The organism is Nocardia abscessus, assembly GCF_015477775.1.
In the GTDB taxonomy this organism is placed as follows: Bacteria; Actinomycetota; Actinomycetes; order Mycobacteriales; family Mycobacteriaceae; genus Nocardia; species Nocardia abscessus_A.
Window position 1 is genome coordinate 236579 of record NZ_JADLQO010000010.1, and the last position, 26276, is coordinate 262854.

Consider the following 26276-nt stretch of genomic DNA (forward strand, 5'->3'; position numbering starts at 1 on the left):
TCAGTTCTTGGCCGCCGCGATGCCGGCCCGGCGCCCGTAGAAGCTGCCGTCGCCCAGCGACGCGCCGCTGACGTAACCGCCCGCGCACAGACCGGAGGTGCACCGTCCGGCCGCGAACAGCCCGGGGATCGGCTCGCCGGAGACGTGCAGCACCCGGGAATCGAGGTCGGTGCGCAACCCGCCGAGGGTGAAACCCGCGGTGAAGCCGCGCATGTCGAACGCCGCCACCGGTCCGCGCAACGGGCGCACCCATTCCGGCTTCTTGCCCAGCAACGGGTCCGCGCCGTCGGCCGCGTGCAGGTTGTAGCACTCCACGGTGGCCTGCAACGCCTGGCCGGGCAGGCCCATCTCGGCTTCCAATTCGGCGATCGTCTCCGCCACCCAGGTCGGGGGCTGGCGGAAGAACGGGGTAGAGGTCTCGGTCGTCAGCGCCTCCTCGTACGCCGCCTCATCGATCACCAGGTAGGCCTGGTTGTCCTGCTGGATCAGCGTCGCCTGCCCGATCCGGCCGGGGTAGGTGTCCTCCGGGATGTAGCGCTGGCCGCGCCCGTTGACCAGAATGCCGCGCGCCAGCAGCTGCGGGTCCCCGAAGAACGCCACCTCGGTCGCGTCCATGTGCGCCAGCTCCGCGCCGAGCGCCTGCGCCAGCCGGATGCCGATGCCGTCGTGCTCCTCGATCGCCGCGGCGGGCCTGCCGATCAGTCGCGGCGCGTACCCTTCGATCATCTCCTTGTGATAGGCGAAGCTGCCGGTGGCCAGCACGACGCCGCGCTCGGCGCGGATGGCGATCTGCTTGCCGTAGCGGCGGGCCAGCACGCCGACGACGCGGTCGTCGTCGTCCACGATCAGCCGCGCGATCCGGATGTCGTACTCGGCGCGGACGCCCAGCGCTTCGGCGGTGTCGGCCAGTGGCTTCATCAGCATGTAGCCGCCGCCCTTCTCCCCGGTGCGCTTGTCGGCCATCTGCGGAACATGGCCGCGCGGAGCGGGTTTGGCGATCGCGTTGAACGGCGCGGCGTTCTCGCCGCCGGAGTACATCAGTCCCTCGTCGTGCGGCGGTTCCCAGCCGGGCTCGCCCCAGAACGCCTCGCGGAACGGCACACCGCAGGACGCCAGCCAGGTGAAGTGCTCGACGCTGCCGCGGCAGTAGTCGGCGATCTTCGCCTTGTCCACGCCGGGACCGAGCGCCGCCAGCAGGAAGGTCTCCATGTTCTCCGGTGTGTCCTCGAAGCCGAGGGCCTGCTGCAACGGGGTGCCGCCACCGAGGTAGATGAACCCGCCCGCCAAGGCGGCGGCGCCACCCCAGCCGCCGGTGCGCTCGAGGACCAGCACGTCCGCGCCCGCGCGGGCGGCCTCGATGGCGGCGCAGACCCCGGCGATGCCGTATCCGGCGACGACCACGTCGGCCCGGTGGTCCCAGGTCTCGACTCGGCTCGCGCGCAAGGGGCGGATGGTGGTGGCGTCAGACATGGTCAACGGATCCTTCACTGTTCGGCGGACGCGGACTGCGCGCGGGCGGCCTTCTTCTGCTGCGCCACAATCGTGCCCACCAGCAGGTCGAGTTTGGTGCCGTTCGGCCAACCCACGTAGTAGCACAGGAACACCGCGATCTCGTGCAGCTGTTCTTCGGTGAGTTCGCCGTTGCGCAGCGCGGCCCCGATCTGGATGCCCGCGGTGTCGATGGCGCCCTGCGCCGCCAATGCCCCGAGCAGCAGCAGCCTGCGGTCTCGGATGGTGAGGCCGGGCCGCGACCAGATCTCGGCGAAGAGATGGTCGGAGGTGAGCGCGAAGTGAGGGCCGGGATAGTCCTGGAACTCCGTGCCGTACACCTCGGCCATCTTGGCCAGACCGCGCTGCCGCACGGTGTCACCGGAACCGTTGTCGCTCATGAGGATTGCCTTTCCGATACGGAGGTGCCCGTCCCGACGCCGAGTCCGGGGCCGAGCCGGTCGAGGGCCGATTCGGCCAGCGGCAGCGCGGTGCCGAGCCGTTCACCCAGTTCCAGGGCGAGACTCAGATCCTTCTCGCCGAGGTCGCGCACGTGCCGCAGGATCGGCAGCCAGAAATCGCCGTCCTGGATCGGGGCGGTGGTGTCGCGCAGCATGATGGCGCCGGGGCCGCCGGTGACCGCGTCGGAATGCCGCACCACCTTGCCGAGCGCGGTGAGATCCAGACCGGCCGCCTCGGCCAGGCGCTGCGCCTCGGTGGCCGCGGTGAAGGAGACGAAATGCAGCAGGTTGCGCGCCAGTTTCATGCGTGTGCCCGCGCCGATCGGCCCGGCGTGCACGATCAGATCGGCGAAGCAGCCGAACGGTTCGCGCACCTGCTCGAAGGCCGCCTCGCTGCCGCCGACCATCACCGCGAGCGCGCCGCGCGTCGCGCCGGCCGCGCCGCCGCTGATCGGCGCGTCCACCAGTTCGACGCCGCGGTCGCCGCACACGGCCCCGAGTTCTTCGGCCGTGCGATCACTGATCGTGGAGTGCACGGCGATCACGGTGCCCGGCGCGGCGGTCCGCAGTACACCCTCCGGGCCCGTGATCACCTCGCGGACCTGGGCGTCGTTGACCACGGTGATCGAGATGACCGCGGCCTGCCTGGCCAGCTCGGCCGCGGAGGCGACCGCGTCGGCCCCGGCCGCCAGGAACGGCTCGACCGCTTCGGCCCGCATGTCGCACACAGTCAGCCCACCCGGCCATTCCAGCAGGCGTTTGGCCATCGGCGCGCCCATGTTGCCGAGGCCGAGGAATCCGATGCGCGCGCTCATGACCGCACGATCTGTCCGCCGTCGACGTTGAAGATCTGCCCGGTGACCCAGCTCGCCTCGTCCGACAGCAGGTACAGGCAAGCGCCGACCAAATCTTGCGGGGTGCCCATCCGCTTGAGCGGCAGGCGTTTGACGATGTCGTCGACGATCACCTCGGGGGTGACCGCTTTGGTGGCGTCGGTGTCGATCGGACCCGGCGCGATGGCGTTGACGCGGATGTTCGACCCGCCGAGTTCGAAGGCCAGTTGCTGGGTGAGCCCGTTGATGCCGACCTTCGCCAAGCCGTAGAAGCTGGAGTACAGCCACGCGGCCGTGGAGGACTGGTTGACGATCGATCCGTTGCGGCGCTTGGACATGTGCGGCCAGACGGCGCGGGTCATCGTGAGCGCGCCGTCCATGTTCACGCTCATGAACTTCTTGTAGTAGTCCCACGGCACGGTCAGCAGCAGGTTCAGCTTCATCTCGCCGTAGATGGCGGCATTGTTCACCAGGTGGTCGATGCCGCCGAACTCGGCGACGGTGAAATCGGCCAGCGCGGTGGCGGATTCGGGATCGGACACGTCGACCTGACCGAACACCGCGGTGCCGCCGTCGGCGACGATCTTCTCCACGACCGCCGCGCCGCCCTCGGCGTTCTTGTCGGCGACGACGACGTTCGCGCCCTCGGCGGCCAGCGCCTGCGCGTAGGCCGCGCCGATGCCCTGGGCGGCGCCGGTGACGATGGCGGATCTTCCCGTGAAACGGGCCATGAGGTTTCAGCTCCTCTGTGTTGTCGTTGTGCGGCGTTGTCGTTGTCGTGCGGCGGGATCAGGCCGGGGAGGCGATGACCTTGGTCTCCAGGTACTCCTCGAATCCGGCGACGCCCATTTCGCGGCCGAGGCCGGATTGCTTGTAGCCGCCGAACGGGACGTCGGCGGAATACCAGACACCGCCGTTGACGCTCAGCGTCCCGGTGCGCACGCCTTCGGTGACGCGCCGGATGCGCTCGGGGTCGGTTCCCCACACCGAACCGGAGAGGCCGTAGGGGGAGTCGTTGGCGATGCGGACGGCGTCCTCGTCACCGTCGTGCGGGATGATCACCAGCACCGGGCCGAAGATCTCCTCGCGGGCGACCGTCGCGCTGTTGGGTACGTCCGCGATCAGGGTCGGTTCGACGAAGAACCCGCGCTCGTGCTGGGCAGGCCTGCCGCCGCCGACCACGATCCGCCCGCCTTCGGCGCGCGCGATGTCGAGATAGCGTTCGACCCTGGCGCGCTGTCGTTCGGAGATCAGCGGTCCGCAGACGGTGCGCGGGTCGGCGGGATCGCCCGGCCTGATCCCGCCCAGCGTGGCCGCGGCGGCCTGCACCGCTTGGTCATAGGCGGCGCGGGGGACCAGCAGACGGGTGGACAGAGCGCACCCCTGTCCGGCATGCACGCACACCGAGAACGCCGCCACCGAGCAGGCGGCCGCGATGTCGGCGTCGTCGAGCACGATGAACGCCGACTTTCCGCCCAGTTCGAGAAAGGCCTTCTTCAGCGTCGCGGCCGCGCCCGTCATGACGGCGCGGCCGGTGGCGGTGGACCCGGTGAAACTGATCATGTCGACGCGCGGGTCCGCGGTGAGCCGGGCGCCGAGCGTGTGGTCCGCGGAGGTCACGATGTTGACGACACCGGCCGGGATATCGGTCTCCTCGGCGATGATGGCGCCGACCGCCGCCGCGCACCACGGGGTGTCGGGAGCAGGCTTGAGCACGACGGTGTTCCCCGCCGCGAGCGCCGGGCCGAGCTTGGCGAAGTTGATCTGATGCGGGAAGTTCCAGGGCGTGATCGCACCCACCACGCCGATCGGCTCCCGCCGCAGAACGCGCCGCGTCTTGATGCCCATCGGCTCGGCCACGCCCAGATCGGTTTCCCAGTCGTAGGTTTCGGCCAGCCCGGCCGAGTAGCCGAGGTCGGCGACGGGGCCTTCCAGCTGCGGGCCGCCGGTGAGCATCCGCGGGGCGCCGACCTCGGCGATGGTGATCTCGCGCAGTTCCTCGACGTGCGATCGCAGCGCGGCGCGCAACTGCTCGAGGCAGCGGGCGCGGAAGGCGTGATCGCGCGACCAGTTCGTCTCGTCGAACGCGGTGCGCGCCGCGTCGACGGCCGCGTCGAGATCGGCCGCGTTCGCGTCGGCGGCGAGGCCGAGGACCTCCTCGGTCGCGGGGTTCACCGTCGCGAAGACACCGTCGGCGCCCTCGACCAGCTTGCCGCCGATCAGCAGGCGGGACCCGTCGGCGGGTAGAAGGCTGCTCATGGATATCTCCGATACTGTCTGGACACGTGTACGGAATATAGTCTCGGATCGCGATCGGTTGCAATAACAGGTTCTAACTCTGCCATCCTTGCCGAGGTTGCGCCCGGGGATGGGGCGGTCCGTCACGACGCTCTCCGGAGGCCGGTTCGCGCTCGTGAAATGGTTGGTGCTCCGGAAGCATTGTCCGGAACCGAAGCGCGGTGGTACTGTCCAGACACATGTCCAGCTATCTGTCTTCGCCCGCGCCGCAGCGCCTTGCCGCGTGGCGGAACGTGTTATCGGTTTCGGAGGGTGGGCGATGACGGCTGCGGTGGAGCCGCCGGCGTTCGATCCGTGCGACTGCGGGTTTCGTGAGGATCCGTATCCGATGTATCGGCGGCTGCGGGAGGAAGCGCCGCCGCGTCGCGACCCGGCTCTGAATCTCGGGGCGTTGTCACAGCATGCGGATGTCGCTCTCGGCTCGGCCGATGTGCACTTCTGCCCGGGCGCGCACCTCGCGCGCTCGGAAGCGACCGTCGTCCTGCACGAGTTCGGCTTGCGAGTGCGGTCCTACGACGTTCCGGAATCCGGTATCGCACATGTTCATTCGTCCGATGTGCGTGGTCTCGCGCACCTTCCCATCACCGTGGAGACTCGATAATGCCAAGATTCGCCCCTCATCCCGAGCGCAGGCCCGCGCTCGTCTCCGGCGCTTCCTCCGGGATCGGCGCGGCCACCGCCGTGGCCCTGGCCGAACTGGGCCACCCCGTCGCGCTCGGCGCGCGCCGCGTCGATCAGTGCGCCGAGCTGGCGGACAAGATCCGCGCGAACGGCGGTGCGGCTTTCGCCCACCGTCTCGACGTCACCGACCCGGACTCGGTCGATGAGTTCGTGGGCGCCGCCGAAGAAGCGCTCGGCCCCGCCGAGATCCTGGTGTCCAGCGCGGGCGACATCGAGTTCGGTCAGGCGCACGCGATGGATCCGGAACGGTTCGTGCACCAAGTGCAGGTCCATCTCGTCGGCGCGCAGCGTCTCGTGCACCGCGTGCTGCCCGGCATGTTGCGCAGGCAACGCGGCGATGTCGTGCTGATCAGCTCGGACTGCGCGCCCGAACCGCGTCCGCGCACCGGCGCCTACAGCGCCGCCAAGGCGGGGCTGGAGGCGATGGCCGCGCAGATGCGAATGGAGCTCGAGGGCAGCGGCATTCGCCTGTCGCTGGTCCGGCCCGGTCCGACCCTGACCGGCATGGGCATGGACTCCACACCTGAGATCGTCGGCCCGGTGCTGGAGGACTGGAAGGCCTGGGGGTTCGCCAGGCACCCGTTCATGCTGCGCGCGAGCGACCTGGCCGCCGCGGTGGTCGCGGTGGTGTCCACGCCGCGCGGCGCGCACTTGGTGCTGGTCGAGGTGCAACCCGAGGCGCCGGTGCGTCCGCTCGCGGACGACGCGGCGCCGAACGACTAGATGGAAGTGGCGACGATGCGAGTGCTGGCCGATCTGGATCTGTGTCAGGGGCATGCGGTGTGCCAGGACGAGGCGCCCGAGGCTTTCCATGTGCCCAAGCGCGGCAAAGTGGAGATCCGCGATGCCGCCGGGGACCCGCAAGCGCAGGCGGACGTGCAGCGCGCCGTGCGCTATTGCCCGACCCAGGCGTTGTCGATCGTCGCGGACGAGTGAGCGGAATTCCTCGCGCGCGGCGGGTAGGCAGGGCGTGCCGGGGCGAATACGATGAATCCAAAACCGGAACGTGTTCTAATTCAGTCGCACTGTCCGGCCCGGCACCTGCGGCGATGCCCGACGTCATGGAGAAGATCCGATGAGCACAGCACACACCGACAAGGCGAAGGAGACCCTGCCCGCCAGGGTCACCGGGGAGCTGATCGCGCGGCTGACCGGTCTGGTCGCCGCCGACGGTAGCGCGGCGCCGTTCGAGATGATCGAGGTCTACACCGGCGCGCCGGTCGGTGAGCTGCCGCAGTCGACCCCGCAGGATGTCCGGACCGCGTGCGCCGCCGCCCGGGCCGCGCAGACGGAGTGGGCCGCGCTGCCGCTGCGGCAGCGGCTGCGCGTGTTCGAGCGGCTGCACGAGCTGATGCTCGGCGAAGTGGAGACCATCGCCGACCTCATCCAGATCGGGTGTGGCAAGACCCGCCGCATGGCCGTCGAGGAATCCTGCGACGTGCCCATGGTGATCAGCCACTACCTCAAGACCGCCCGCCGCGTGCTGCGGCCGAAGCGGCGGGGCGGCCCGATGCCACTGCTGACCACCTCCACCGAGCAGCACCGTCCCAAGGGGCTCGTCGCGGTGATCGCACCCTGGAACTTTCCCTTCGCCATCGCCCTGTCCGACGCCATGCCCGCGCTGATGGCGGGCAACGGCGTCGTGCTGAAGCCGGACAACAAGACCGCGCTGTGCGTGCTTTTCGGCCTCGAGTTGCTGCACCGCGCCGGGCTGCCCCGCGGTCTGGTCCAGGTGGTGTGCGGGGAAGGACCCGACATCGGACCGACCCTGATCGACAACGTCGACTTCGTCATGTTCACCGGCTCGACCGCCACCGGCCGGATCGTCGGCGAGCAGGCCGGCCGCAATCTCATCGGGTGCAGCCTGGAACTGGGCGGCAAGAATCCGATGATCGTGCTCGCCGACGCGAACCTGGACGAGGTGATCCCCGGCGCGGTGTTCGCGGTGTTCGCCAACTCGGGGCAAGCGTGCATGCACATCGAACGCATCTACGTGCACCGCTCCGTCCACGACGAGTTCCTGCGCCGGCTGGTCGCCGCCGCGGCCGAATTGAACGCAAAGATCGGCGCCGCCTACGACTACACGCCCGAGTTCGGTTCCCTCGTCTCGCCGCAGCATCTGGAACGGGTCGCCGCCCACGTCGAGGACGCGCGGGCCAAAGGGGCCACCGTGCACGTCGGCGGGCAGGCGCGCCCCGACATCGGTCCCGCGTTCTACGAGGCCACCGTGCTGACCGGCGTGACCCCCGAGATGACCCACGCGACGCTGGAGACCTTCGGCCCGGTCGTCACCGTGTATCCGTTCGACGACGAGCAGGAGGCGGTGCGCCTGGCCAACGCCACCGACTACGGCTTGAACGCCAGTGTGTGGACCCGGGACTTCGCGCACGCCGAGCGGATCGCCGCCCAGTTGCAGGCGGGCAATATCAACATCAACGACGGTTTCGTCGCGACCTACGCCGCCAAAGGCACACCGTCGGGCGGGGTGAAGCAGTCCGGAGTCGGTACTCGGCACGGCGACCAAGGCCTGCTGAAGTACACCGACACGGTGAACGTCGGCGTGCTCAAGAAGCAGGTACTCGCCGCGCGGGCGGGTCAGCCCTACGACAAGCAGCTGAAGATGACCCTGACGTCGCTGCGGCTGATGCGCCGAACCAGGTTGCGCTGAGCCCGGTTCCCTCGCCGTGCCTGCCACGGCCACCGACCCCGCCGATCCGGTAGCGTGGCCGTCGGGGTGGATCCACGGAATCAAGAATGGGCAGGTCCATACGTATGAGCCTTCGAGAAGTTCCGCTACGCACGCTGTCCGGCGAACCGACGACATTGGCCGACCTGGTCGGCGACCGCGCCGTCCTGCTGGTCAACGTGGCCTCGAAATGCGGGCTGACGCCGCAATACTCCGGTCTGGTCGAACTGCACAAGTCCTTCGGGCCGCGCGGTCTCAGCGTGGTCGGCGTGCCGTGCAACCAGTTCATGGGCCAGGAGCCGGGCACCGCGGAGGAGATCCAGCAGTTCTGTTCCACCACCTACGGCGTCGATTTCCCCTTGCTGGAGAAGACCGACGTCAACGGCGACCAGCGCCACGCCCTCTACCAGACCCTGGTGGAGACCCCCGACGCCGAGGGCGCCGCCGGTGACATCCAGTGGAACTTCGAGAAGTTCCTGATCGACCGAGACGGCAAGGTGGCGGGCCGCTTCCGCCCGCGGACCACGCCCGATGCCCCGGAACTGGTCGCGGCGATCGAAGCCGTGCTCTGAGGTAGACGCGAAAGGCCGGAGCCGTCGTCCGATCGGGGTGGCGGCTCCGGTCGCGTCATGCCCCACTCCGGTCACCACGTGACGGCCTCTGACCTCGCGGCCGACTTATGAAACGCCGACAGGCGGAAGGTAGAAGGTTGGGCAGTAGTTCCTAGCCGACCGAACTGCGAGCCGATCAAAGTTGGATGGCTATCGGTCGCGAGATACTCCCCGCGCGCGATCCTGCTCGTGTCTAGTCCCGCCACGCACAACGCGAGGCGAATGACCAGGCGGCTGCCTCACCGCTGCTTGCGGGTGATGCGCCTGCCCCAACCACACGAGTCGTTCCACCTCCGACAAGCGCCCCTTCTCGTCCAACTCCTTGAACGCCGCGTTTCGTGCCTCGTCAAGAGCTTTGAACGCAGCCTCACGTTCTTCTCAACCGCTGCACGCGCCTCGGCGGCTGAACGCTTCACACTGGCAGCGTCGGCCGCTTCTGGAGCCGCCTGTTCACTGGCGTCGGTAGCTTCCTGCTGCGGGTACTGGTCGGGTGCCGGGAATTCCTGCGCAACCCGTTCGGCGGCTGCACGCTCAACCCGCGCACGCTCGGTTTCCTGTGTTCGGCGTGCTTCCAGGGTTCGCTTCACCTGCTCTCTGGCCTGTCTGTCCTGCTCGGCATGCTGCGGCGCATCCGACCGGCCACGCGCGGCAGCTTCCCGGAACCGCAGCATCTTCCGGAACTTCTCGGCCCGCTCGCGTACTTTCTTCTCCAGCTCTGCAGCCTTCGCCTGCTGTTCGCGCTGCTGCGCCTTCTGCTGTAGAGCCTGTTCGCCGACACCGGGTAGTTCGAGCTGCCGAACCAGCTCCAGGCTTTTACCCAGGTCTATGGCCTGCACAGCCATTTCTTGCGATACCTCAATGTGCTGAAATCGGCCCTTGAAGTCCTGCTCCATCTGCTGAAGCAAAGCGCGGATCTCCTGCGGGATATGCTTACCCTGGACCGTTACCCAAGCGCCGGAATAATATCTTTCCGTCTCGAGTAGATGCCGGTCTATGGCGATTTGCCTACGCGTCTCTTTCGTGTCATCGACGCGGCCGGACTTATATTCGGTGAAGGCACGTTCGCCATGCTCACTGTACACGCGCGCCTGGTCGATACGCCGGTTCCCTTCCGTGGTGTATTCTCTGTGCTCGCGCACCCACCCGTTTTCTCGGGTCTCGCCGCGCATCTGCGCCATACCCCGGTGAAACCGTTCCCCCTTCTGAGGGTTTTCCCGGCCGCGCTGTTTTCTATGCGCCTCTTGTCGGCGGAATCTCTCGCGCTCTTCCATCCGGCGTCTGGCATCGTCGTCGGACATCGGTAAGCGACCCCCCAGTGAAGCAGAACTCAGATGAAAGAACTTGGGCTACAAGACATCACAGACGAGGATGAGTTTTCCATTCAGCCCAGTCCAGGCCCATGCTGTGGGCTTCCATCGTCACGTCCGAGCAGCCTTCCTCGATCGCCCACTGCACGAGATAAAGTGCGCTGAAAACGCTATCGGTGTAGTCGAAACGCAGACTCGGACCGATCGCCTGGTATACCGGTGCGCTGGTGCCGGGAGCATCGAACCATTGTGCCCCTGCCTGTCGGACGAAATATTCACCAAGGAATCGAGCGTACTTGTCGACGATATCGGCATTCTCGGGCGAGAGGATAGTGGGCTTGTCCAGAAATGCAGTGTCGGCGGCTTCCTCGATGCGGGACAGAAATGGACGCTCCCACCATGGGCACGATGAGGATTCCGGGTGGACATCCGGAAGCGTCTCCGTAAGGAATTTCTGTATCTGCGATTCCATACGTTCCCGAGCGATCCACGCGGCCCACTCCTGCCGCTGCCGCACCAGTTTTTCGTCTACCTCGATTTCCACACCGAGGTCCATCATCATCTGCTCGTCATTCCCCATGTCCACTTCCTCTCCTTATTGTCCGAACAGGTCAGTCTCGCGCCTGCGCGGTCACCGGGCAAGCGGCGGGCGGAGGCTGGTTCAGGTGCCTGTGATGTGCTGGCCGATGATCGCGGGTATCAACAGGTCCAAGAAGGTGATCTCGTCGGCGGCGGGGATGTTGTCGATGATCGGATCAAGGACCGGTGCGGCGTAGAGGCGGCCGGTGTGGGGTCCGGCGGCGGTACGGGCGCTGGTGATCAGCTCGAAGACGACCATCGCCATCACGCGGACGCGCATGGTTTCGCTCATCCCGTCCCGCACGGCATCCGCAGTGCTGGCCACCAGGGTGCCGATCACCTCGGTGAGGACGTCGAGTTCGGCGGCGGATCGCTCGGCGTCTTGGTCACCGGTCACCGACCGGCCTGCGGCGGCACTGGTGGCGGAGCCTTCACCGCCCATCGCTGCCGGGTGTGCTGGGCTGCGCACCTCCGGATCGCTTCGACCACAAGCCGTCCCTGCGGCCGGTAGGGGTCGCGGGGTGGATGTACCCACGCCCGGAACAAGCCGGGGCGCTGTCCGGGGCCGGGCAACGCAATCTCTCCGGCACGGAGGATCGACACACTCAGCCGCGACATCTCCGCGAACAGTCGAATGTCCTCCGGCAGATCCGGGGCGGTGAGGAAAGTCCATCGCTGCGAGCGCGGATGCGTCAGTACCGGCCCGGTCTGCTGGCCCGCGCGGTGCATCCATGCTTTGACTTCCGAGCCGATGAACGCGGGCATCATCAACCCGCACACCCGGCCCGCCCGCAGGGTGATCCGCCCGAGGTGCGGTGGGTTGACCTCGGCGGGCAAGTCGCACACCCGCCGATAGAAATCGCACACCGACATCGGTGTGTCCCCAGATTTTTTCAGTGAGTCCACAAGCGTCTCCCCTCGCTCGAACGATTGGCATGCACCCGACGCCGAGGTCGAACCGCCGACTGCGCATCATCGGCCAGCCGATAGGGACGGGATGAGCATTCGGCGACACCCGGCGTCGGGGCTGAATCAAGCGTTACGCACAACGATCGGCCTGTGCAGTGGCACGAGGGAGTGGCATTATGCGCTGGATCACTGGATGGCTGCACTGAGGGCTGGCAGTAGTGGCATTAATAGTGGCACTTGGGGTTTTAGCTGCTGTTAATCCTTCCGCGTGCTGCTGAAACGGGAGATGATCGGCCAATGGGTGTGGGCGAGTTGATCCGTGAGCTTCGGAAGGCGCGCGGATGGTCGCAGGGCAGGTTGGCGGACGAGTTGGCCGCCCACTCGGGGGCGAGTATCTCTCGGGAGTACATCTCGAGGCGTTGGGAGAACGGAGACACGGTGCCCAGCCGGTTTTGGCTACGCCATCTATCGGCGGTGCTGGATGTGCCTCTGGCAGTTTTCGAGGACGATGGCATGAACAGACGAAAGTTCCTGGCTCAGGTGGCCGCGACCAGTATCGCGCCGGTAGTGGCATCGGATCTGCTGGCGGCTGGGTTCTCGGCGCGGCTGGATCATGCCGGGCCGAGTATCGAGGCATGGCAGGCGAAGCTCAGCGCCTACGGCACGGATTACATGTCGCTCGGTGCAGCGGATATCCAACGGCGCCTGGCCGTCGACCTGGCGGTCCTGCAACAGCAGTTGGACAGCCCGCAGATGTGGGGAGCGGCGGCCCGGCTGATGACCCTGTACGCGAAAACGTTCCCAGGGTCGGACGGCACCAAGGCGGTTACCTGGTATCGCATGGCCGCTGAGGCTGCGGACCGTTCCGAGGACGAGCAGACTCGAGTATGGGTGCGCGGGCGGGCAGCCATTGCCCTCGGTTACGAAGGTGCAGCGCTGCGGGTCGCGGACCTCTTCGCCGACCAAGCACTGGCGCTGTCGGACAAACCGAGCTTGGGGCGTCTCAACGCGATCATGGGCAAGGCGCATGCGGCAGTGCTGCGCGGCGACCACGGGACAGGGCGCGCTCTCGTGGAGGAGGGACGCCGGGTGTTCGACAAGTCCGGATCGTATGAGCAAACCTCTGACTACGCCGTCCCGTGGTGGCGCATGAACGTATTTCTCTCCTTGCTGGCCGCACGGCGTGGGGATGAGAAATCGGCGGTGGCATCGCAAGAGCAAGCGCGAAGAGAACTTCCGGCCGAACTGCCGCGCTTTGCGACGCATCTGGAGATGCACCGTGGTCTGATGCTGGTGAGAGTCGGTGATCGAGCCGAGGGAATCCGAACGGCACGTACCGCGATGGATGCGCTTCCGCCTGAGAAGCACTCGCTCACACTGCGGATGCTGATGGACGAGATCGCCGGAGCAAAGGACACAGCAGCCGGTGTCACGCGTGGGTAGTCTCGTGCACCGCTGACCGAATCAGCCGCGGATCAGCAGGCTCCCGACGACTCCCGGGGCCTGTTGTCGCCTTTGCGGCCGGAGATCGGTCGGCCAGAGAGCACCGAGATCGCGAGCGCTGGGTTGTCGGGCCATTGAGAAGGTGGCTACTGCCGCCCTCCGGTCAGGTGCGCCGGGTGAGCGGCTCGCGCAACCCGAGATGTTCGCGCAGCGTGGTTCCGGTGTACTCGGTGCGGTACACACCGCGCTCCTGGAGTTCGGGGACCAGCCAATCGACGATCTCGTCCAGGCCGGTGGGGACCAGATAGGGGGAGATGTTGAAGCCGTCGGTGGCGCCGTGGCGGACCCAGCGGGCCAGTTCGTCGGCCACCTGGGTGGGGGTGCCTGCGAAGCCGGAGCGTTCGGTGGAGGCGATCACCACTTCCCGCAGCGAGAGGTTCTCCGCTTCGGCCCTGGCTCGCCATTCGCGGGCGATGGTCACCGGGTCCTGTCCGGAACGTGGTGCGCCCCTGGTCTCCGAGATCGGGCGTGGCTGGGGGTCGTCGGCGGGCAACGGGCCGTCGGGGTCGAGTCCGGACAGGTCCCGGCCCCAGATCTGACCGGCCAGCGACAGCGCGGTCTGGCCGGTGTACTGGCCGGTCTTCACCCAGCGCACTTTCTCCTCGACCTCGGATTCCTTCTCCGCGAGGATGATCTGCGTGCCGGGCAGGATCCGGATGTCGTCCTCTGGGCGGCCCGCCGCGCGCAGGCGGGCGCGGATATCGGTGGCGAAGGCCAGCGCGTCGTCGAAATGTGTTCCGTGCCGGGAGAAAATGACGTCGGCGTTGGCCGCGGCGAAATCGCGGCCTGCCGGTGAATCGCCCGCCTGAAAGATCACCGGATGCCCTTGGGCGCTGCGCGGCAGCGTGGGGGTGATCGTCACGTCGAAATGGGCGCCCGTGCGCACGACCGGATGGATCGCCTCCGGACGTGCCCACGACGGGCTCTGCTGCGAGGTCGCGATCGCGCCGTCGTCCCAGGCATCCCAGATCGCCCGCACGGTCGCGACGAACTCTCCGGCGCGCTCGTAGCGCAGCGCGTGGTCGAGGAATCCGCCGCGCCGGAAATTCGCGCCGGTCCACGCGTTGTCGGTGGTGACGGCGTTCCAGCCCGCGCGCCCGCCGGACAGCAGGTCGAGGCCGCTGAGTTTGCGCGCCAGATCGGCGGGCTCGTTGTAGGTGGTGTTCTGGGTGGCGACCAGGCCGATGTGCCGGGTGATGCCCGCCAGCGCGGTGAGCTGGGTGATCGCGTCGGGGCGGCCCGCGATGTCCAGTTCCAGGATGACGCCGTCCTGTTCGCGCAGCCGCAGACCCTCGCCGAGGAAGAACGCGTCGAACAGGCCGCGCTCGGCGGTCTGCGCGACGCGGCGGAAGGTCTCGAAATCGATCTGCGAGCCGCTGGACGGGTCGGACCAGATCGTGGTGTGGTTCACGCCCTGGAAGAAGACGCCGAAGTGGACCTGGGCGTCGGGGCGCGGGAAGTCGGTCACGGAAACGATCTCCTGACGATCAGCGTGTGGTCGCGTAGCGGTTGACGGGGCGGGTCAGGCCGAGGTTGGCGCGCAGCGTCGAACCGGGAATCGGACGGTGCGCGACCCCGGTGCGCAACAAGGCGGGCAGCACCTCGCGCGCGAGCACGACCAGGTCCTCATCGATTACGGCGAGATGCAGCCGCACCCCATCGAGGTGGGTGCTGAGCTCGGTCAGAAGATCGGTCAACTTCTCGGCCGGGCCGGAGAACGCCAGTCGGCCGGGGGAACCGGGAATGGCTTCGAAGCGCTCGGCGGCGGGCACGCCGGAAACATCAAGGGTGACTTCGACTTCGGCGAAGACCAGCGAATCCCCGGCCGAGTGCGCCGCGGCTCCCGCCTCGACGGAATCGGCCGCGACGAACCGGACGTCGACCTCGCCTTCGGTACCGAACACCACGGGCCGGCCCTGCGGCGGGCGCGGCACGATAGCCGGTCCCTTCACCGAGAAGGTCTCACCCTGAAAGTCGATGTAGTGCAGCTTGTTCCGGTCCAGGAAACGGCCGCTGGGGTAGTCGCGTATCACCGCGTCGTCCTCCCAGGAGTCCCACAGCCGACGGGCCACCTCGATCGAATCGCGTTGCTCGCGCGCCAGATCGGCATCTCCCGCTACCGGCTGACGACCCCACGCCGCGGCTGCGCGCGAGTCGTCGACACGCTCGGCGAGCCATCCGGCCCGCCCGCGCGAGGCGTAGTCCAGCGACGCCACCTGCGATGCCGTGTGGAACGGCTCGGCGTATGTGGTGGCGACCGCCGGGACCAGGCCGATCGTGCTGGTGGTGGCCGCCACGAAGGATGCCCGGGTCACCGCATCGATGCGTCCCGGTATCTCGTGCCCTGGCAGGATCGAGTCGGCGAACGTAGCCAGGGTGAACCCGGCGTTCTCGGCGGCGGTGACCCGGTCGCGCACGGTGTCGGCGGTGAGCAGGCGATCCGGTGCGTGTGCTGCCCGCCGCCACGCCTCGGGGTGGAACCCCTCCCCGTCGAGTTCTACACCGAGCGCGAAAACGCCCATCCGACACCTACTTTCGTCCCGCGAGCCATGGCGCCGCCGTCAGCGGTGGCCCGAGCCGGGCACGATCCGGCTCCGGGCCACCGCGTGGCGGACCCCTTCCGAGCATGCGCGGCGACGGCAGGAGGGCACATGGTTTGCGTCGCACTGATTCGAAGGTCGTCGAACGGCCGATACCGCGCCGCGCATCCCGCGCGAATGGCCACCTCGACGATGGAGGAGTCGAGTTCCGCCATGAACCGGCCGGCGAGGATGACCGCGGGCAGGGCGAGTGACCGCCGTGCTCCCAGCGCGGCGGTGGCGCGGCCGGAGCGTCGGCAGAAGTCGTTGCCGCCGCGGCACCCGGCGATATGGTCTGCGTCATGCTCCGAGCTTGCGGTGCGGCATGCACCGGCAACAGGAGCCCGCTGACACCGGTCCGGCAGCGTCAGGACGAGCTGGGACGACAACGGAAGACGGTGCATATTTGGGACATTTCCGGCACTGTGTCCAGTGTCACAGACACTTGCGGCGGCTATCACCTGACCGAAGTAATTAGGCGAGCTAACGTGTTGCTAGGAAGGTGAGTTTCCGGACCAAGGAGGTCGTCGTGGAGACCGAAACGCGCCGGGAGCGGCTCATGCGCCGCGTCACGCGGCTGTACGCGGAATACGACGACATCCGCGACGCGACACCGCGTGCGGACGTCGCCGAGAAGATCCGCGAGCCCGGCACGGGACTCGCGCAGATCATCGAGACGGTCATGGTCGGCTATTCCGACCGACCGGCCCTGGGGCAGCGCGCGACGGAACTGCGCACCGGCGAATCCGGACGGACGACCCTGACCCTGCTGCCGCGGTTCGACATCATCACCTACGGCGAGCTGTGGGAACGCGTGCGAACGGTAGCCGCTGTATGGCACGGCGACGGGCGAAACCCGCTGCGGGCGGGCGATTTCGTGGCCATCCTCGGCTTCACCAGCAGCGACTACACCGCGCTCGACCTGGCCTGCACCCATCTGGGCCTGGTCGCGGTTCCTTTGCAATCCAGTGCACCGGTCGCGCAGCTGACCGCGATCGTCGCGGAGACCGCGCCGCGGGTGCTCGCCGCGACACCGGAACTGCTCGACGCGGCGGTGACGTGCGCCCTGTCGGAATCCGGGCCCCACCGACTGATCGTCTTCGATTACCACCCCGGAGACGACGACCAGCGTGCGGCGTTCGAAGCGGCCCGCGCCCGCCTCGCCGACGCGGGTAGTCCGGTGCTGCTCGAATCCCTCGACGAGGTGCTCGCGCGAGGCAGGTCGCTGCCGCCCGCACCGCTGTTCGTCGCCGAGCCGGGCGAGGACCCGCTGGCGTTGCTGATCTACACCTCGGGAAGCACCGGCACCCCCAAAGGGGCGATGTACACCGAGGGGTTGGTCGCCAAGGGGTGGCTGAACCGTCCCGAGGTCGCCGCGATCAACCTCAACTACATGCCGATGAGCCATGTGGCCGGTCGCGGGTCGCTGACCGGCGTGCTGGCGCGCGGCGGCACCGCGTACTTCGCGGCCGAGAGCGATATGTCGACCTTGTTCGACGACATCGCGCTGGCGCGGCCGACCGAGCTGTTCTTCGTTCCGCGGGTGTGCGACATGATCTTCCAGCGCTTCCGGGCCGAGGTGGATCGGCGCGAAGGGCCGGGCGTCGACCGGGCCGCGCTGGAAGCGGAGGTGAAAACCGAACTGCGCGAGCATTTTCTCGGCGGACGCATGATCATGGCCATCTGCGGTAGCGCTCCGGTGTCGGCGGAGATGAAATCGTTCGTCGAGTCGGTGCTCGACCTGGAACTGCACGACGGATACGGGTCCACGGAGGCGGGCGGTGTCGTCGTCATCGATGAACGGGTGCAGCGGCCGCCGGTGCTCGATTACAAGCTCGCAGACGTCCCTGAACTGGGCTACTTCCGAACAGACAAGCCGCATCCGCGCGGCGAGTTGCTGTTGAAGAGCGCCACGCTGATCTCCGGGTATTACAAGCGGCCGGAGATCACCGCCGAGATATTCGACGCCGACGGCTTCTACAAGACCGGCGACATCGTCGCCGAGCTCGCGCCGGATCGCCTGGTCTACGTCGATCGGCGCAACAACGTGCTGAAACTCTCCCAGGGCGAGTTCGTCGCGGTCTCGCGCCTGGAGGCGGTCTATGCGACCAGTCCGCTGATCCAGCAGATCTTCGTGTACGGCAGCAGCGAACGCGCCTACCTGCTCGCCGTCATCGTGCCCACCGACGAGGTGCTGGGCTGGAGCGATCCGGAGAAGATGAAGACGGCGCTGAGCGAGTCGCTGCGCCAACTCGCCAGGGACGCCGAACTGCAGTCCTACGAGATTCCCCGCGACTTCCTGATCGAGTCCGAGCCGTTCACCGCCGCCAACGGATTGCTGTCGGGCATCGGAAAGCTGCTGCGGCCACGCCTGAAAGAGCGGTACGAGCCGCGCCTGCAGCAGTTGTACGCCGACTTGGCCGCCGGGCAGGCGAACGAACTGCTCGACCTGCGCCGCACCGCGGCCGATCTGCCCGTGCCGGAGACGGTGAGCCGTGCGGTGAAAGCCGTACTGGGCTGTGCGGACTCCGATCTGCGTTCCGACGCGCATTTCACCGATCTCGGTGGCGATTCGCTCGCGGCGCTGTCGCTGTCGAACCTGCTGCACGAGATATTCGAGATCGAGGTGCCGGTGTCGGTGGTGATCAGTCCGGCGAACGATCTGCGCGAGATAGCGGATTACATTGCGACCGAGCGTGACTCGGGCGGCCGTGGCGGCGCCACGTACACCACCGTGCACGGTGACGGCCCACAGGTCCGCGCTGCCGATCTGACCCTCGATAAGTTCCTCGACGCACGCACACTCGCCGAGGCGTCGAGCCTGCCGCGCGCCTCCGTTACCGCGCGCACCGTGCTGCTCACCGGCGCGAACGGTTACCTCGGCCGCTTCCTGTGCTTGGAGTGGCTGCGGCGGATGCACGACAGCGGCGGCACACTCGTCTGCCTGGTCCGGGGCTCCGACGCGGATGCGGCGCGCAAGCGTCTCGACAGCGCCTTCGACTCCGGGGACCCCACGCTGATCCAGGAGTACCGGGAGCTGGCCGCCGCGCATCTCGAGGTGATCCCCGGCGATATCGGGGAGCCGAACCTCGGCTTGGACGATCAGACGTGGCGGCGGCTGGCCGAACGCGTCGACCTGATCGTGCATCCGGCCGCACTGGTCAACCACGTACTGCCGTATCGGCAGCTCTTCGGTCCGAACGTGGTGGGCACCGCCGAGCTGATCCGTCTGGCGCTCACCACGCGGCTCAAGCCGTTCACCTATTTGTCGACCGTCGCCGTGGCCTCGCAGATCGATCCCGCCGTCTTCACCGAGGACGGCGACATTCGCGCGATCAGCCCGGTGCGCGCAGTGGACGACAGTTACGCCAACGGCTACGGCAACAGCAAGTGGGCGGGGGAGGTGCTGCTGCGCGAAGCCAACGACCTGTGCGGCCTGCCCGTCGCGGTGTTCCGCTCCGACATGATCCTCGCCGACAGCCGCTACGCCGGTCAGCTCAACGTGCCGGACATGTTCACCCGTCTCCTGCTGAGCCTGATGGCCACGGGGATCGCGCCGTTCTCCTTCTACCGCACCGACGCCGACGGCAAACGTTCCCGCGCCCACTACGACGGCCTGCCTGTCGATTTCACCGCGGCGGCGATCACCGTCCTCGGCGCGGCGGCCGAAACGGGTTTCCGCAGTTTCGATGTGCTCAACCCGCACGACGACGGCCGCTCGCTCGACGAGTTCGTCGAGTGGTTGATCGCCGCGGGTCACCGGATCGAGCGGATCGCCGACTACGACGAATGGTTCACCCGGTTCGAGACCGCGCTGCGGACGCTACCGGAGCGGCAGCGCCAGGCTTCTGTGCTGCCGCTACTGCACGCCTATCGGCGACCGGCGCCGCCTGTCCGCGGCTCGGTGCTGTCCGCGGACAAGTTCCGCGCTGCCGTCGGAGCCGTGAAAATCGGCGTCGACCACGACATTCCGCAGATCTCGCAACACCTCATCGAGAAATACGCCACGGACCTGAAACTGCGCGGTCTGCTCTAGGCGCTAGGACGGTCTCGGCACGGCGTCCAGCAGGGCATGGCCGATCCGTTCGGCTTGGATCAGGATGTTCGTCTGCGCCGAGATGTAGTCGCCGATGCCCTCCTCCTGGGCGGCCCGCAGATAGGGCGGCAGCGGCTGCTGGATCTCGGTGCGGATGACGTTGTCGAGCAGCGATTCCATCTCGCCGCGCAACGGGTTTCCGGTCGCGGCCTGGTTGTCGAGTTCGAGCCGGCCACCGTCGGTGCTGTAGTCGTAGAGTTCGAATTCCTGTTCGCGAGCCGAATCGATCTGGATTCGGCCGTGCACCCACTGGGAATAGGAGGCGAACTTCGCGTCGGGGGTGCGCACCATCGCGACGTGACCGGGGGCGTTCTGGTTGAACAGGATCGCGGCTTCCTCGATCGAAGACTCGTCGGTGGTGTGCGCGACCCAGGGTCTGCCCGCGGCGCTCGCATTGCGGCAGAGCGACGCGATATCGAGTCGCCCGGTGAGGTGTTCGTAGCGCCCGTCGCTGCGCCAGCCATTGCCGCCGGTGCCGATGGTGAGCAGCAGCGGGGTGAAATCGACGCTGGAGGTGAGCTGGTCTCGGGTGCTCGTGCCCTCGACGGGACTGAGATAGCCGCGTGGATCGTGCACGTAGAGCGGAACTCGCAGCGCCTCGTCGTAGGCGGCGCCGCCTTTTCCGTGCAGGCCGTGTGAACCCGCGTAATCGCCGTGGTCGGAGGTGAAGACGATGACGGTGTTGGCGGCCACGTCGGGACGGGAATTCAAAGTGTCCAGCACACGGCCGATCTGGATATCGACTTGTTGCTGAGCCCACAGGTACAGATTGCGCATATCGATCCAGGCGTGCATCGCCTCGGGTGTGCCGTAGGGCGCCGCTCCGAACGCCACCGCGGAGACCTCGACCAGCGCCATTTGCAAACGTGGCTTTTTCGACAGCTGTTCGAGGGATTCGAAGTTGGGTGGCAGCTCGTTCATCCATCGCGGGATGTCGGCGTTGAATTGGTCGCGGCGGGTCCAGCGTGGCCACCATTGGATGTCGTGTGGGTTGACCAGTGACACCGTCGTGCACCAGGGAGCGGTGCCGGAATCGTTGTGGAACCAGTCGGCGAATTGGTCGACGATCTTCGGATCCGCTTGCAGCCCTTGGCCGGGTGCGCCGTTGGGCGACGGATAGGTGCCGCCGTGGAAGCCGTAGGCCTCGAGCGCGCCGGGGGTGCGATCGGGATAGCTGCCGAGATGCCATTTGCCCCAGTATGTGGTGTCGTAGCCGTGGTCTCGCAACATTGATCCCCAGGTCGGGAACAGCGGTGTCAACGTCGACTCCGACACGACCATCACGCCGGTCTGCTGGGAGTAGAGGCCGGTCAGTAAGCAGCCGCGCGCCGGTGTGCAGTCGTTGGCCGCGGTGTAGTGATTCTCGAACGACACACTGCCGTGGCGGATCCGCGCGATGTTCGGCAAGACGGTGTCCAACGTCTGCTGATCGGGGAACCACACCGGCGTCCGCATCTCGTCCACGATGATCACCAGGATGTTCGGCTTGTCCGGATCGGTGTCCGCCCGCGCCTTGCCCGGGGTGGCGCCGGCCGAAACGGCGGCCGCGGCCGTCGCCGAGGTGGCCGCACTGGTCAGAAAGCCCCTGCGAGTGAACGAGCTCGGCAATGTTCCTCCACGAATGAGTGATGTTCGTCGGTCGAATGGAACGCGGAGAATCTCGGTGCTGTCACCGTAGCGTCGGCCGGCGCGCGGTCGCGGGCGTCCGGTGTGGACACGCCGTCGCCATATGAGCTGGTCGAGTGATCACACCGACGGTGGGCGCGGCCTCCGGTACGGCACGAAGTGTCGCGAGCGTGCTAGGGCAGCCCGACGAGGTCGGCCATCACGTTCATGTGGTGGTGGAAGTAGTCGGCGCCGGCATCGATGGTTCCGTTCAGGCGGCCGAAGATTTCGAAGTTGATCAGGCCGAACAGCTGGGTCCAGCCCACGAAGACGCGCGACAGCACGTCCTCGGACAGGTCGGAGGACTGCTGCTGTTCGATGAGGCGGCGCAGGTCGGCGTGGACGGGTGCGGGCAGCTGGGTCGAAAGCGGCGGCGGAGTCAGCTTTTCCGCACCCGCCTGCGCGATGGCGACGAGCCGGAAGACCACGGCGGCGGCAGGGGCCACGGTGTCCTCGGGTGCGGAGTATCCGGGCACGGGACTGCCGTAGAGCAGGCCGTATTCGGCAGGATGGGCCAGGGCCCAGTCCCGCACGGACGAGCACACCGCCATCCACCGGCCGCGCAGATCGGTGGCGGGCGGCTTCGCGTCGGCGGCTTCGGCTGCGACGGCGAGCGACCCGTACGCCTCCAGGATCAAGGCGGTGAGCAGGTCGTCCCGGCTCGGGAAATACCGGTAGAGCGCGGACGCGACGATGCCCATATCGCGCGCGACCCCACGCAGGGACAGGTTCGCACCGTCCACCGCCAGTCGTTTGCGGGCGGTGGCCTTGATCTCCTCGATCATCTCGGAGCGGACGCGGGCCCGGAGGGAATGAGCGGACATATCGCCAGTGTAGGGAACGGGTGATGCTCCGGAGAACGGAAGCAACTTTTGTGAACACCGTTCTTGACTGGGATCATCGTTCCGTTCTACAGTGGGATCGACCAAGAACACTGTTCTCGAAGTTGAACACCCGACAGGATGGATTGTTATGTCCCTGTACGTCGTCATCGGAGCAGGCCCCGTGGGATCGGCGACCGCTGAATTGCTCGCCGCGCGTGGCGCCCAGGTGCGCGTGATCACCCGGCGCGGTATCGGCCCGGATCACCCGCTGATCGAGCGCGTCGCCGCCGACGCCACCGACGCCGCGGCATTGACTCGGCATTGCACGGGCGCGGACGTCGTTTTCCAGTGCGCTCAGCCGCCCTATCACCGCTGGGCGACCGACTTTCCGCCGCTGGCCGCCGCCGCGCTGCAAGCGGCCGAGTCGACCGGCGCCGCGCTGCTCAGTGTCGGAAACCTCTACGGCTACGGGCAGGTCGACGGACCGATCAGCGAGCGGCACCCGCTGCGCCCCAACAGTGTGAAGGGTCGGGTGCGTGCGGAATTGTGGGGCGAGGCGCTGGCCGCGCACCAGGCGGGCCGCGTCCGCGTCGCCGAAGTGCGCGGATCGGACTACCTCGGCGCGGGAGCGAAATCGGCGTTCACCATGGTGGCGCTGCCTGCCGTGCTCTCGGGCCGCCGCGCGCTGTTCCCCGCCGATCCGGACGCCGTGCACAGCTGGACCGACGTCACCGACACCGCCCGCACCCTGGTCGCGGTCGCCGACGACGAAAACGCGTGGGGCCGGGCATGGCACACGCCGACCGCGCCGCCGGTCTCCGTGCGCGAGCTGGCCGGGCTCGCGGCGACGGTCGCGGACGCGCCCGCCGCGCGCGTGAGTCGGATGCCTGCCGTAATGCTTTGGGCCGCAGGTCTTTTCGATCCCAACGCCCGCGAGATGCGTGAGCTGCGCTACCAGTTCGATCGACCGTTCGTGCTCGACTCCTCCGCCGCGACCGCGGCCTTCGGTATCGAGCCGACACCGACCGCGGAGTCCTTGCGCGCCACGATCACTGCCCTGCGTGCGGAAGAAGCCACATCTGTCGGCTGAACCATGCCGGGCGGGCAGGTCGGCGACCCGTGATGCCGGGCAGTGGTGGCGGGTGCCGCCCGTCGCGGCCGGATAGGTGGTGTCGGTGACGCGCTCCTTCGTAGCGGTGCTGCCGCACCCTTCCCGAGCCCAGGCACCGTTGGCGACTCGAAACCGACGTCGCCGCTATGCGGGCAAGTGGCCGTAGCCGAAGATGTTGATGAAGTAGTTGCCCGGAATCAGTTGGTTCATCGCGTGCCACTGTCCCGTCGGGTCGCGCTGGTAGTAGCTCACCGGCAGCGAACCGACGTCGTAGCAAACGATGCCTGCGGTGCCGAACGGGCTCCAATAGGTGCTCGCACCTGGGCGACCGGGTTCGAGCGGGGTCGTGAACAGGTGACTGCACGGGGTGATGCTCGGTTCGTAGATCGAGGGCGCGGCCGCCGCCGTCGGCGCGAGGCCTGCCACGCAGATACCGCCCCATCCCGCACACACCGCCGCGGTCAACGCACGAGGGAGAAGTCGTCCCATATCGGTTCTCCTCAACTATTCCGATCGGCAACAGTGAGCACACGATAGCGACTGAAAGTGGCGGGTCAGAAGGGATACTCGGCGCACAACTGTCCCGCGAAACCGCGCGCGGCGTGCTCCCGCATGCGCCGCCCGTACACCGGGTCCCGGGCCAGGTCGGTATAGGTCTCGAACTCGCAGTGGACCAACCCCGCAGCCTCAGCCGCGTAGACGTCGAAGCCCGGGTACATCAGCCCCGCGTACGGCATGTCGTCCACGTCGAGGGCGAGCACCGGATACTCGCCCTCCGAGTCCGGCTGCCCCACCGCCAGCACGCGCCGGGAGTCCGACCCGCCCGGCAGCAGGAAGCACTCCGGGAACCGCTCGGCCAGCGGCTCGTACGTCTCGCCCCACGGCTGCCCCAGCTCGTCGTCCGCCAGCCGGTCCAGCGGGCGGGGCGCGAAGCCGCCGTCCGGGGCGAACCACCCGTGGCGCTCGAACAGGCCCGCGTCGAACGCCAGCCACTCCCGCAGACTCGGCGACAGCGGGCGTCCCGACGGAAACACCGCCCCCGCCAACGCGTCCTGTGGCATCGGCCGGGGCTCTCCCTCCACCCACGGGGTGTGGCCGACCCACTCGGCGGGCTCGAACATCGACCGGCCCGGGTCCCGCCGCACCGACTCGATGACCCGCCGCGTCAACGCGACCCCGTGCTGCGCCTCTCCTGTCATGGCGCGCAAGCTAACAGGCGCTACCGACATCCACGATCGACCGGTCCGCCGCGACGGCGCGGGCGCCGCCGCGAGCCCGGCGGAACGCCACCGCGTCCGGTGAGCCGATGGCCGGAGTGATGGTCATGATCTGACCGTGCAGGCGGCTCGACGCGCCCCTTGGATCTCGGCATCATCGGATGTATTGAGCGACAGCAGCTCTCAACCTCCGGCTACTGTGGTGCAGCCCAGTGGTGCCGCACGCCCAGCGGACTGAGTGGGCGCAGCCACCGGGGGTGTTCGGCAGTATCGGTTGCCGGGCAGGTCGGCAGCGAGTCGGAGCCGGTGCAGTGATCGACGAGCTCGGCGGTCAGAGGGTGGCTCGGCGGCGGACGGTGCGCTCGAGGATCCCGAGGGTGGCTTTGAGGGCGGACTGGGGGACCACCGGGAAGGTGAGCCGCCGCTTCCATTTCTCATCGATCTGTGACCAGTCGCAATACGACGTGACGAGGGTGGCGCCCTCGCTCGGAGCCAATCGGTAGCCGTAGATGTGGCCGAATCGGCGGCCATGCGCTTCGACGGTCCAGGCGATCTCCTCGTCCGGGACGAGCTCGGTGATGACGACCTCGACCTCGTATCTGCCCAGGGGAACGTCCCCGAGGGCCTCGCGATCCATGTGGACCAGGAATCGGTCGCCGGGACGCTGGACCGGCTCGCCATCGGCGTCGATGAGCATTCCCGATGCGTCGATGTCCACATGCCCCTTCGGGTCGGTCAGGACCGCGAAGACGGCATCGGGGGGTGCGGGGATGAGCCGGGACACCTCGACCCGTTCGGGGTGTGCTGGTCGCCCTTCGGCAGGCGGCGTTTCCGCGGTGGCGGTGAGGACGGCCCTGCCGAGGGTGTGCGAGGCCATGGTGAAGCCGAGCAGGGCCGGGGTGGAGTCGGCGGGCACGCCTATGGACTCGACATCGAGGGCGTGCACCACGACGAAGTAGCGGTGCGGGCCGTGCCCGGGCGGAGGGGCCGCGCCGAGGAACCTGGCCGCGCGGGCGTCGTTGGGCAGTTGGAAGGAGCCAACGGGCAGGCCCGACCCGGTGTCGTCGCCGGCGCCCTCGGGCAACTCGGTCACGGTGGCCGGGATGTCGGCGACCGCCCAGTGCCAGAATCCCGACCCGGTCGGGGCGTCGGGATCGTAGACGGTGACTGCGTAGCTCGCCGTGCCTTCCGGTGCGCCGCTCCAGGACAGCTGCGGGGAGACGTCCTTCCCGCCGGGAACGCCGGAGGAGAACTGTGCGGGCGACCAGGCGCCGCCGTCGGCAACGGTGGTGCTGGTGACGGTGAAGGAGGCCGCCTCGGGGAGGCGGGCAAAGGGGTCGTTGGCGTTCATCGCGTCTTCTTTCCGGGCCTTGCCATTCGGATGCACTCACAGTACAAAAATAATCGATTATTTGCCAGATCATCTAT

23 protein-coding genes and 2 pseudogenes are annotated in these 26276 nt (G+C 67.8%); 9 read left to right on the forward strand and 16 right to left on the reverse strand.

The annotated features are described in order from the left end of the window. Genes IU450_RS24725 through IU450_RS24745 form a run of 5 tightly spaced genes read right to left on the reverse strand, consistent with a single transcriptional unit; the run spans nucleotide 1 to nucleotide 5041 of the window. Nucleotides 1–1470, reverse strand: a complete 1470-nt coding sequence (locus IU450_RS24725; RefSeq protein WP_195152121.1) for an FAD-dependent oxidoreductase — start codon at nucleotides 1468–1470, stop codon at nucleotides 1–3. Between the two features lie 14 nt (nucleotides 1471–1484). Beyond that, nucleotides 1485–1889 (reverse strand): carboxymuconolactone decarboxylase family protein, encoded by a 405-nt coding sequence (locus tag IU450_RS24730; RefSeq protein ID WP_195152122.1) that lies wholly within the window; start codon nucleotides 1887–1889, stop codon nucleotides 1485–1487. After that, nucleotides 1886–2764, reverse strand: coding sequence for an NAD(P)-dependent oxidoreductase (locus IU450_RS24735; protein ID WP_195152123.1), 879 nt, complete (start codon nucleotides 2762–2764; stop codon nucleotides 1886–1888). Before IU450_RS24735 ends, IU450_RS24730 begins: the two co-directional genes overlap by 4 nt. After that, complete coding sequence (locus IU450_RS24740; RefSeq protein WP_195152124.1) at nucleotides 2761–3513, reverse strand: SDR family oxidoreductase; 753 nt, start codon at nucleotides 3511–3513, stop codon at nucleotides 2761–2763. The genes IU450_RS24735 and IU450_RS24740 overlap by 4 nt, the downstream gene beginning before the upstream one ends. Nucleotides 3514–3571: 58 nt before the next feature. Next, the gene (locus IU450_RS24745) at nucleotides 3572–5041 is read right to left on the reverse strand and encodes an aldehyde dehydrogenase (protein ID WP_195152125.1); all 1470 of its coding nucleotides are present in this window, start codon (nucleotides 5039–5041) and stop codon (nucleotides 3572–3574) included. Nucleotides 5042–5150: 109 nt separating this feature from the next. On the opposite strand from IU450_RS24745, the gene IU450_RS41355 reads away from it, so the two are divergent. The 5 genes from IU450_RS41355 (at nucleotide 5151) to IU450_RS24770 (ending at nucleotide 9019) form a co-directional block, all read left to right on the forward strand. Further along, on the forward strand, nucleotides 5151–5681 hold the full coding sequence (locus IU450_RS41355; protein ID WP_195152126.1) for a hypothetical protein: 531 nt from the start codon (nucleotides 5151–5153) through the stop codon (nucleotides 5679–5681). After that, entirely contained in the window at nucleotides 5681–6484 is an 804-nt protein-coding gene (locus IU450_RS24755; RefSeq protein ID WP_195152127.1) for an SDR family oxidoreductase, read from the forward strand. The genes IU450_RS41355 and IU450_RS24755 overlap by 1 nt, the downstream gene beginning before the upstream one ends. 15 nt (nucleotides 6485–6499) lie before the next feature. Further along, complete coding sequence (locus IU450_RS24760; RefSeq protein WP_174189799.1) at nucleotides 6500–6697, forward strand: ferredoxin; 198 nt, start codon at nucleotides 6500–6502, stop codon at nucleotides 6695–6697. Between the two features lie 139 nt (nucleotides 6698–6836). Then, nucleotides 6837–8429: a succinic semialdehyde dehydrogenase gene (locus IU450_RS24765; RefSeq protein ID WP_195152128.1), complete on the forward strand. Its 1593-nt coding sequence runs from the start codon at nucleotides 6837–6839 to the stop codon at nucleotides 8427–8429. 104 nt (nucleotides 8430–8533) lie between these two features. Then, nucleotides 8534–9019, forward strand: a complete 486-nt coding sequence (locus tag IU450_RS24770; protein ID WP_195152129.1) for a glutathione peroxidase — start codon at nucleotides 8534–8536, stop codon at nucleotides 9017–9019. A gap of 278 nt (nucleotides 9020–9297) precedes the next feature. Here the strand turns inward: IU450_RS24770 and IU450_RS24775 are convergent, their stop codons facing one another. The 4 genes from IU450_RS24775 to IU450_RS24790 all read right to left on the reverse strand — a co-directional run bounded on the left by IU450_RS24775 (nucleotide 9298) and on the right by IU450_RS24790 (nucleotide 11817). Beyond that, nucleotides 9298–10356 carry a hypothetical protein gene (locus tag IU450_RS24775; RefSeq protein ID WP_195152130.1) on the reverse strand — a complete coding sequence of 353 codons (1059 nt, stop codon included), beginning with the start codon at nucleotides 10354–10356 and terminating at the stop codon, nucleotides 9298–9300. Between the two features lie 58 nt (nucleotides 10357–10414). Next, entirely contained in the window at nucleotides 10415–10945 is a 531-nt protein-coding gene (locus IU450_RS24780; protein WP_195152131.1) for a hypothetical protein, read from the reverse strand. An 81-nt stretch (nucleotides 10946–11026) separates the two neighbouring features. Beyond that, the gene (locus IU450_RS24785; RefSeq protein WP_195152132.1) at nucleotides 11027–11341 is read right to left on the reverse strand and encodes a hypothetical protein; all 315 of its coding nucleotides are present in this window, start codon (nucleotides 11339–11341) and stop codon (nucleotides 11027–11029) included. Then, nucleotides 11338–11817 carry a DNA-directed RNA polymerase subunit beta gene (locus IU450_RS24790; protein WP_195152133.1) on the reverse strand — a complete coding sequence of 160 codons (480 nt, stop codon included), beginning with the start codon at nucleotides 11815–11817 and terminating at the stop codon, nucleotides 11338–11340. The genes IU450_RS24785 and IU450_RS24790 overlap by 4 nt, the downstream gene beginning before the upstream one ends. A 333-nt stretch (nucleotides 11818–12150) precedes the next feature. Here IU450_RS24790 and IU450_RS39985 point away from each other — a divergent pair. Together IU450_RS39985 and IU450_RS24795 are read left to right on the forward strand one after the other, a co-directional pair. Beyond that, nucleotides 12151–12339, forward strand: a pseudogene (locus IU450_RS39985) (helix-turn-helix domain-containing protein); the annotation flags it as partial. A 27-nt stretch (nucleotides 12340–12366) separates the two neighbouring features. Beyond that, nucleotides 12367–13296: a hypothetical protein gene (locus tag IU450_RS24795; protein ID WP_228835098.1), complete on the forward strand. Its 930-nt coding sequence runs from the start codon at nucleotides 12367–12369 to the stop codon at nucleotides 13294–13296. A gap of 163 nt (nucleotides 13297–13459) precedes the next feature. On the opposite strand, the gene IU450_RS24800 is transcribed toward IU450_RS24795, so the two are convergent. Both IU450_RS24800 and IU450_RS24805 read right to left on the reverse strand, forming a co-directional pair. Continuing rightward, nucleotides 13460–14824, reverse strand: a complete 1365-nt coding sequence (locus tag IU450_RS24800) for an NtaA/DmoA family FMN-dependent monooxygenase (protein ID WP_195152135.1) — start codon at nucleotides 14822–14824, stop codon at nucleotides 13460–13462. 19 nt (nucleotides 14825–14843) lie between these two features. Next, nucleotides 14844–15878 (reverse strand): LLM class flavin-dependent oxidoreductase, encoded by a 1035-nt coding sequence (locus IU450_RS24805; protein WP_195152136.1) that lies wholly within the window; start codon nucleotides 15876–15878, stop codon nucleotides 14844–14846. A 616-nt stretch (nucleotides 15879–16494) separates the two neighbouring features. On the opposite strand from IU450_RS24805, the gene car reads away from it, so the two are divergent. Next, nucleotides 16495–19971, forward strand: a complete 3477-nt coding sequence (gene car / locus IU450_RS24810; RefSeq protein ID WP_195152192.1) for a carboxylic acid reductase — start codon at nucleotides 16495–16497, stop codon at nucleotides 19969–19971. Between the two features lie 3 nt (nucleotides 19972–19974). Here the strand turns inward: car and IU450_RS24815 are convergent, their stop codons facing one another. Together IU450_RS24815 and IU450_RS24820 are read right to left on the reverse strand one after the other, a co-directional pair. Next, complete coding sequence (locus IU450_RS24815; RefSeq protein ID WP_195152137.1) at nucleotides 19975–21639, reverse strand: sulfatase-like hydrolase/transferase; 1665 nt, start codon at nucleotides 21637–21639, stop codon at nucleotides 19975–19977. Nucleotides 21640–21830: 191 nt separating this feature from the next. Beyond that, nucleotides 21831–22520, reverse strand: a complete 690-nt coding sequence (locus tag IU450_RS24820) for a TetR/AcrR family transcriptional regulator (protein WP_195152138.1) — start codon at nucleotides 22518–22520, stop codon at nucleotides 21831–21833. 148 nt (nucleotides 22521–22668) lie between these two features. Between IU450_RS24820 and IU450_RS24825 the strand changes: the two genes are divergently transcribed. After that, entirely contained in the window at nucleotides 22669–23610 is a 942-nt protein-coding gene (locus tag IU450_RS24825) for an NAD-dependent epimerase/dehydratase family protein (RefSeq protein ID WP_195152139.1), read from the forward strand. A 165-nt stretch (nucleotides 23611–23775) separates the two neighbouring features. Here the strand turns inward: IU450_RS24825 and IU450_RS24830 are convergent, their stop codons facing one another. The 3 genes and pseudogenes from IU450_RS24830 to IU450_RS39995 form a co-directional block, all read right to left on the reverse strand. After that, complete coding sequence (locus IU450_RS24830) at nucleotides 23776–24120, reverse strand: hypothetical protein (RefSeq protein ID WP_195152140.1); 345 nt, start codon at nucleotides 24118–24120, stop codon at nucleotides 23776–23778. Between the two features lie 65 nt (nucleotides 24121–24185). Continuing rightward, nucleotides 24186–24830: a hypothetical protein gene (locus IU450_RS24835; protein WP_195152141.1), complete on the reverse strand. Its 645-nt coding sequence runs from the start codon at nucleotides 24828–24830 to the stop codon at nucleotides 24186–24188. 841 nt (nucleotides 24831–25671) lie between these two features. Continuing rightward, nucleotides 25672–26199 (reverse strand): annotated as a pseudogene (locus tag IU450_RS39995) (YbhB/YbcL family Raf kinase inhibitor-like protein); the annotation flags it as partial. Nucleotides 26200–26276 lie beyond the last annotated feature (77 nt).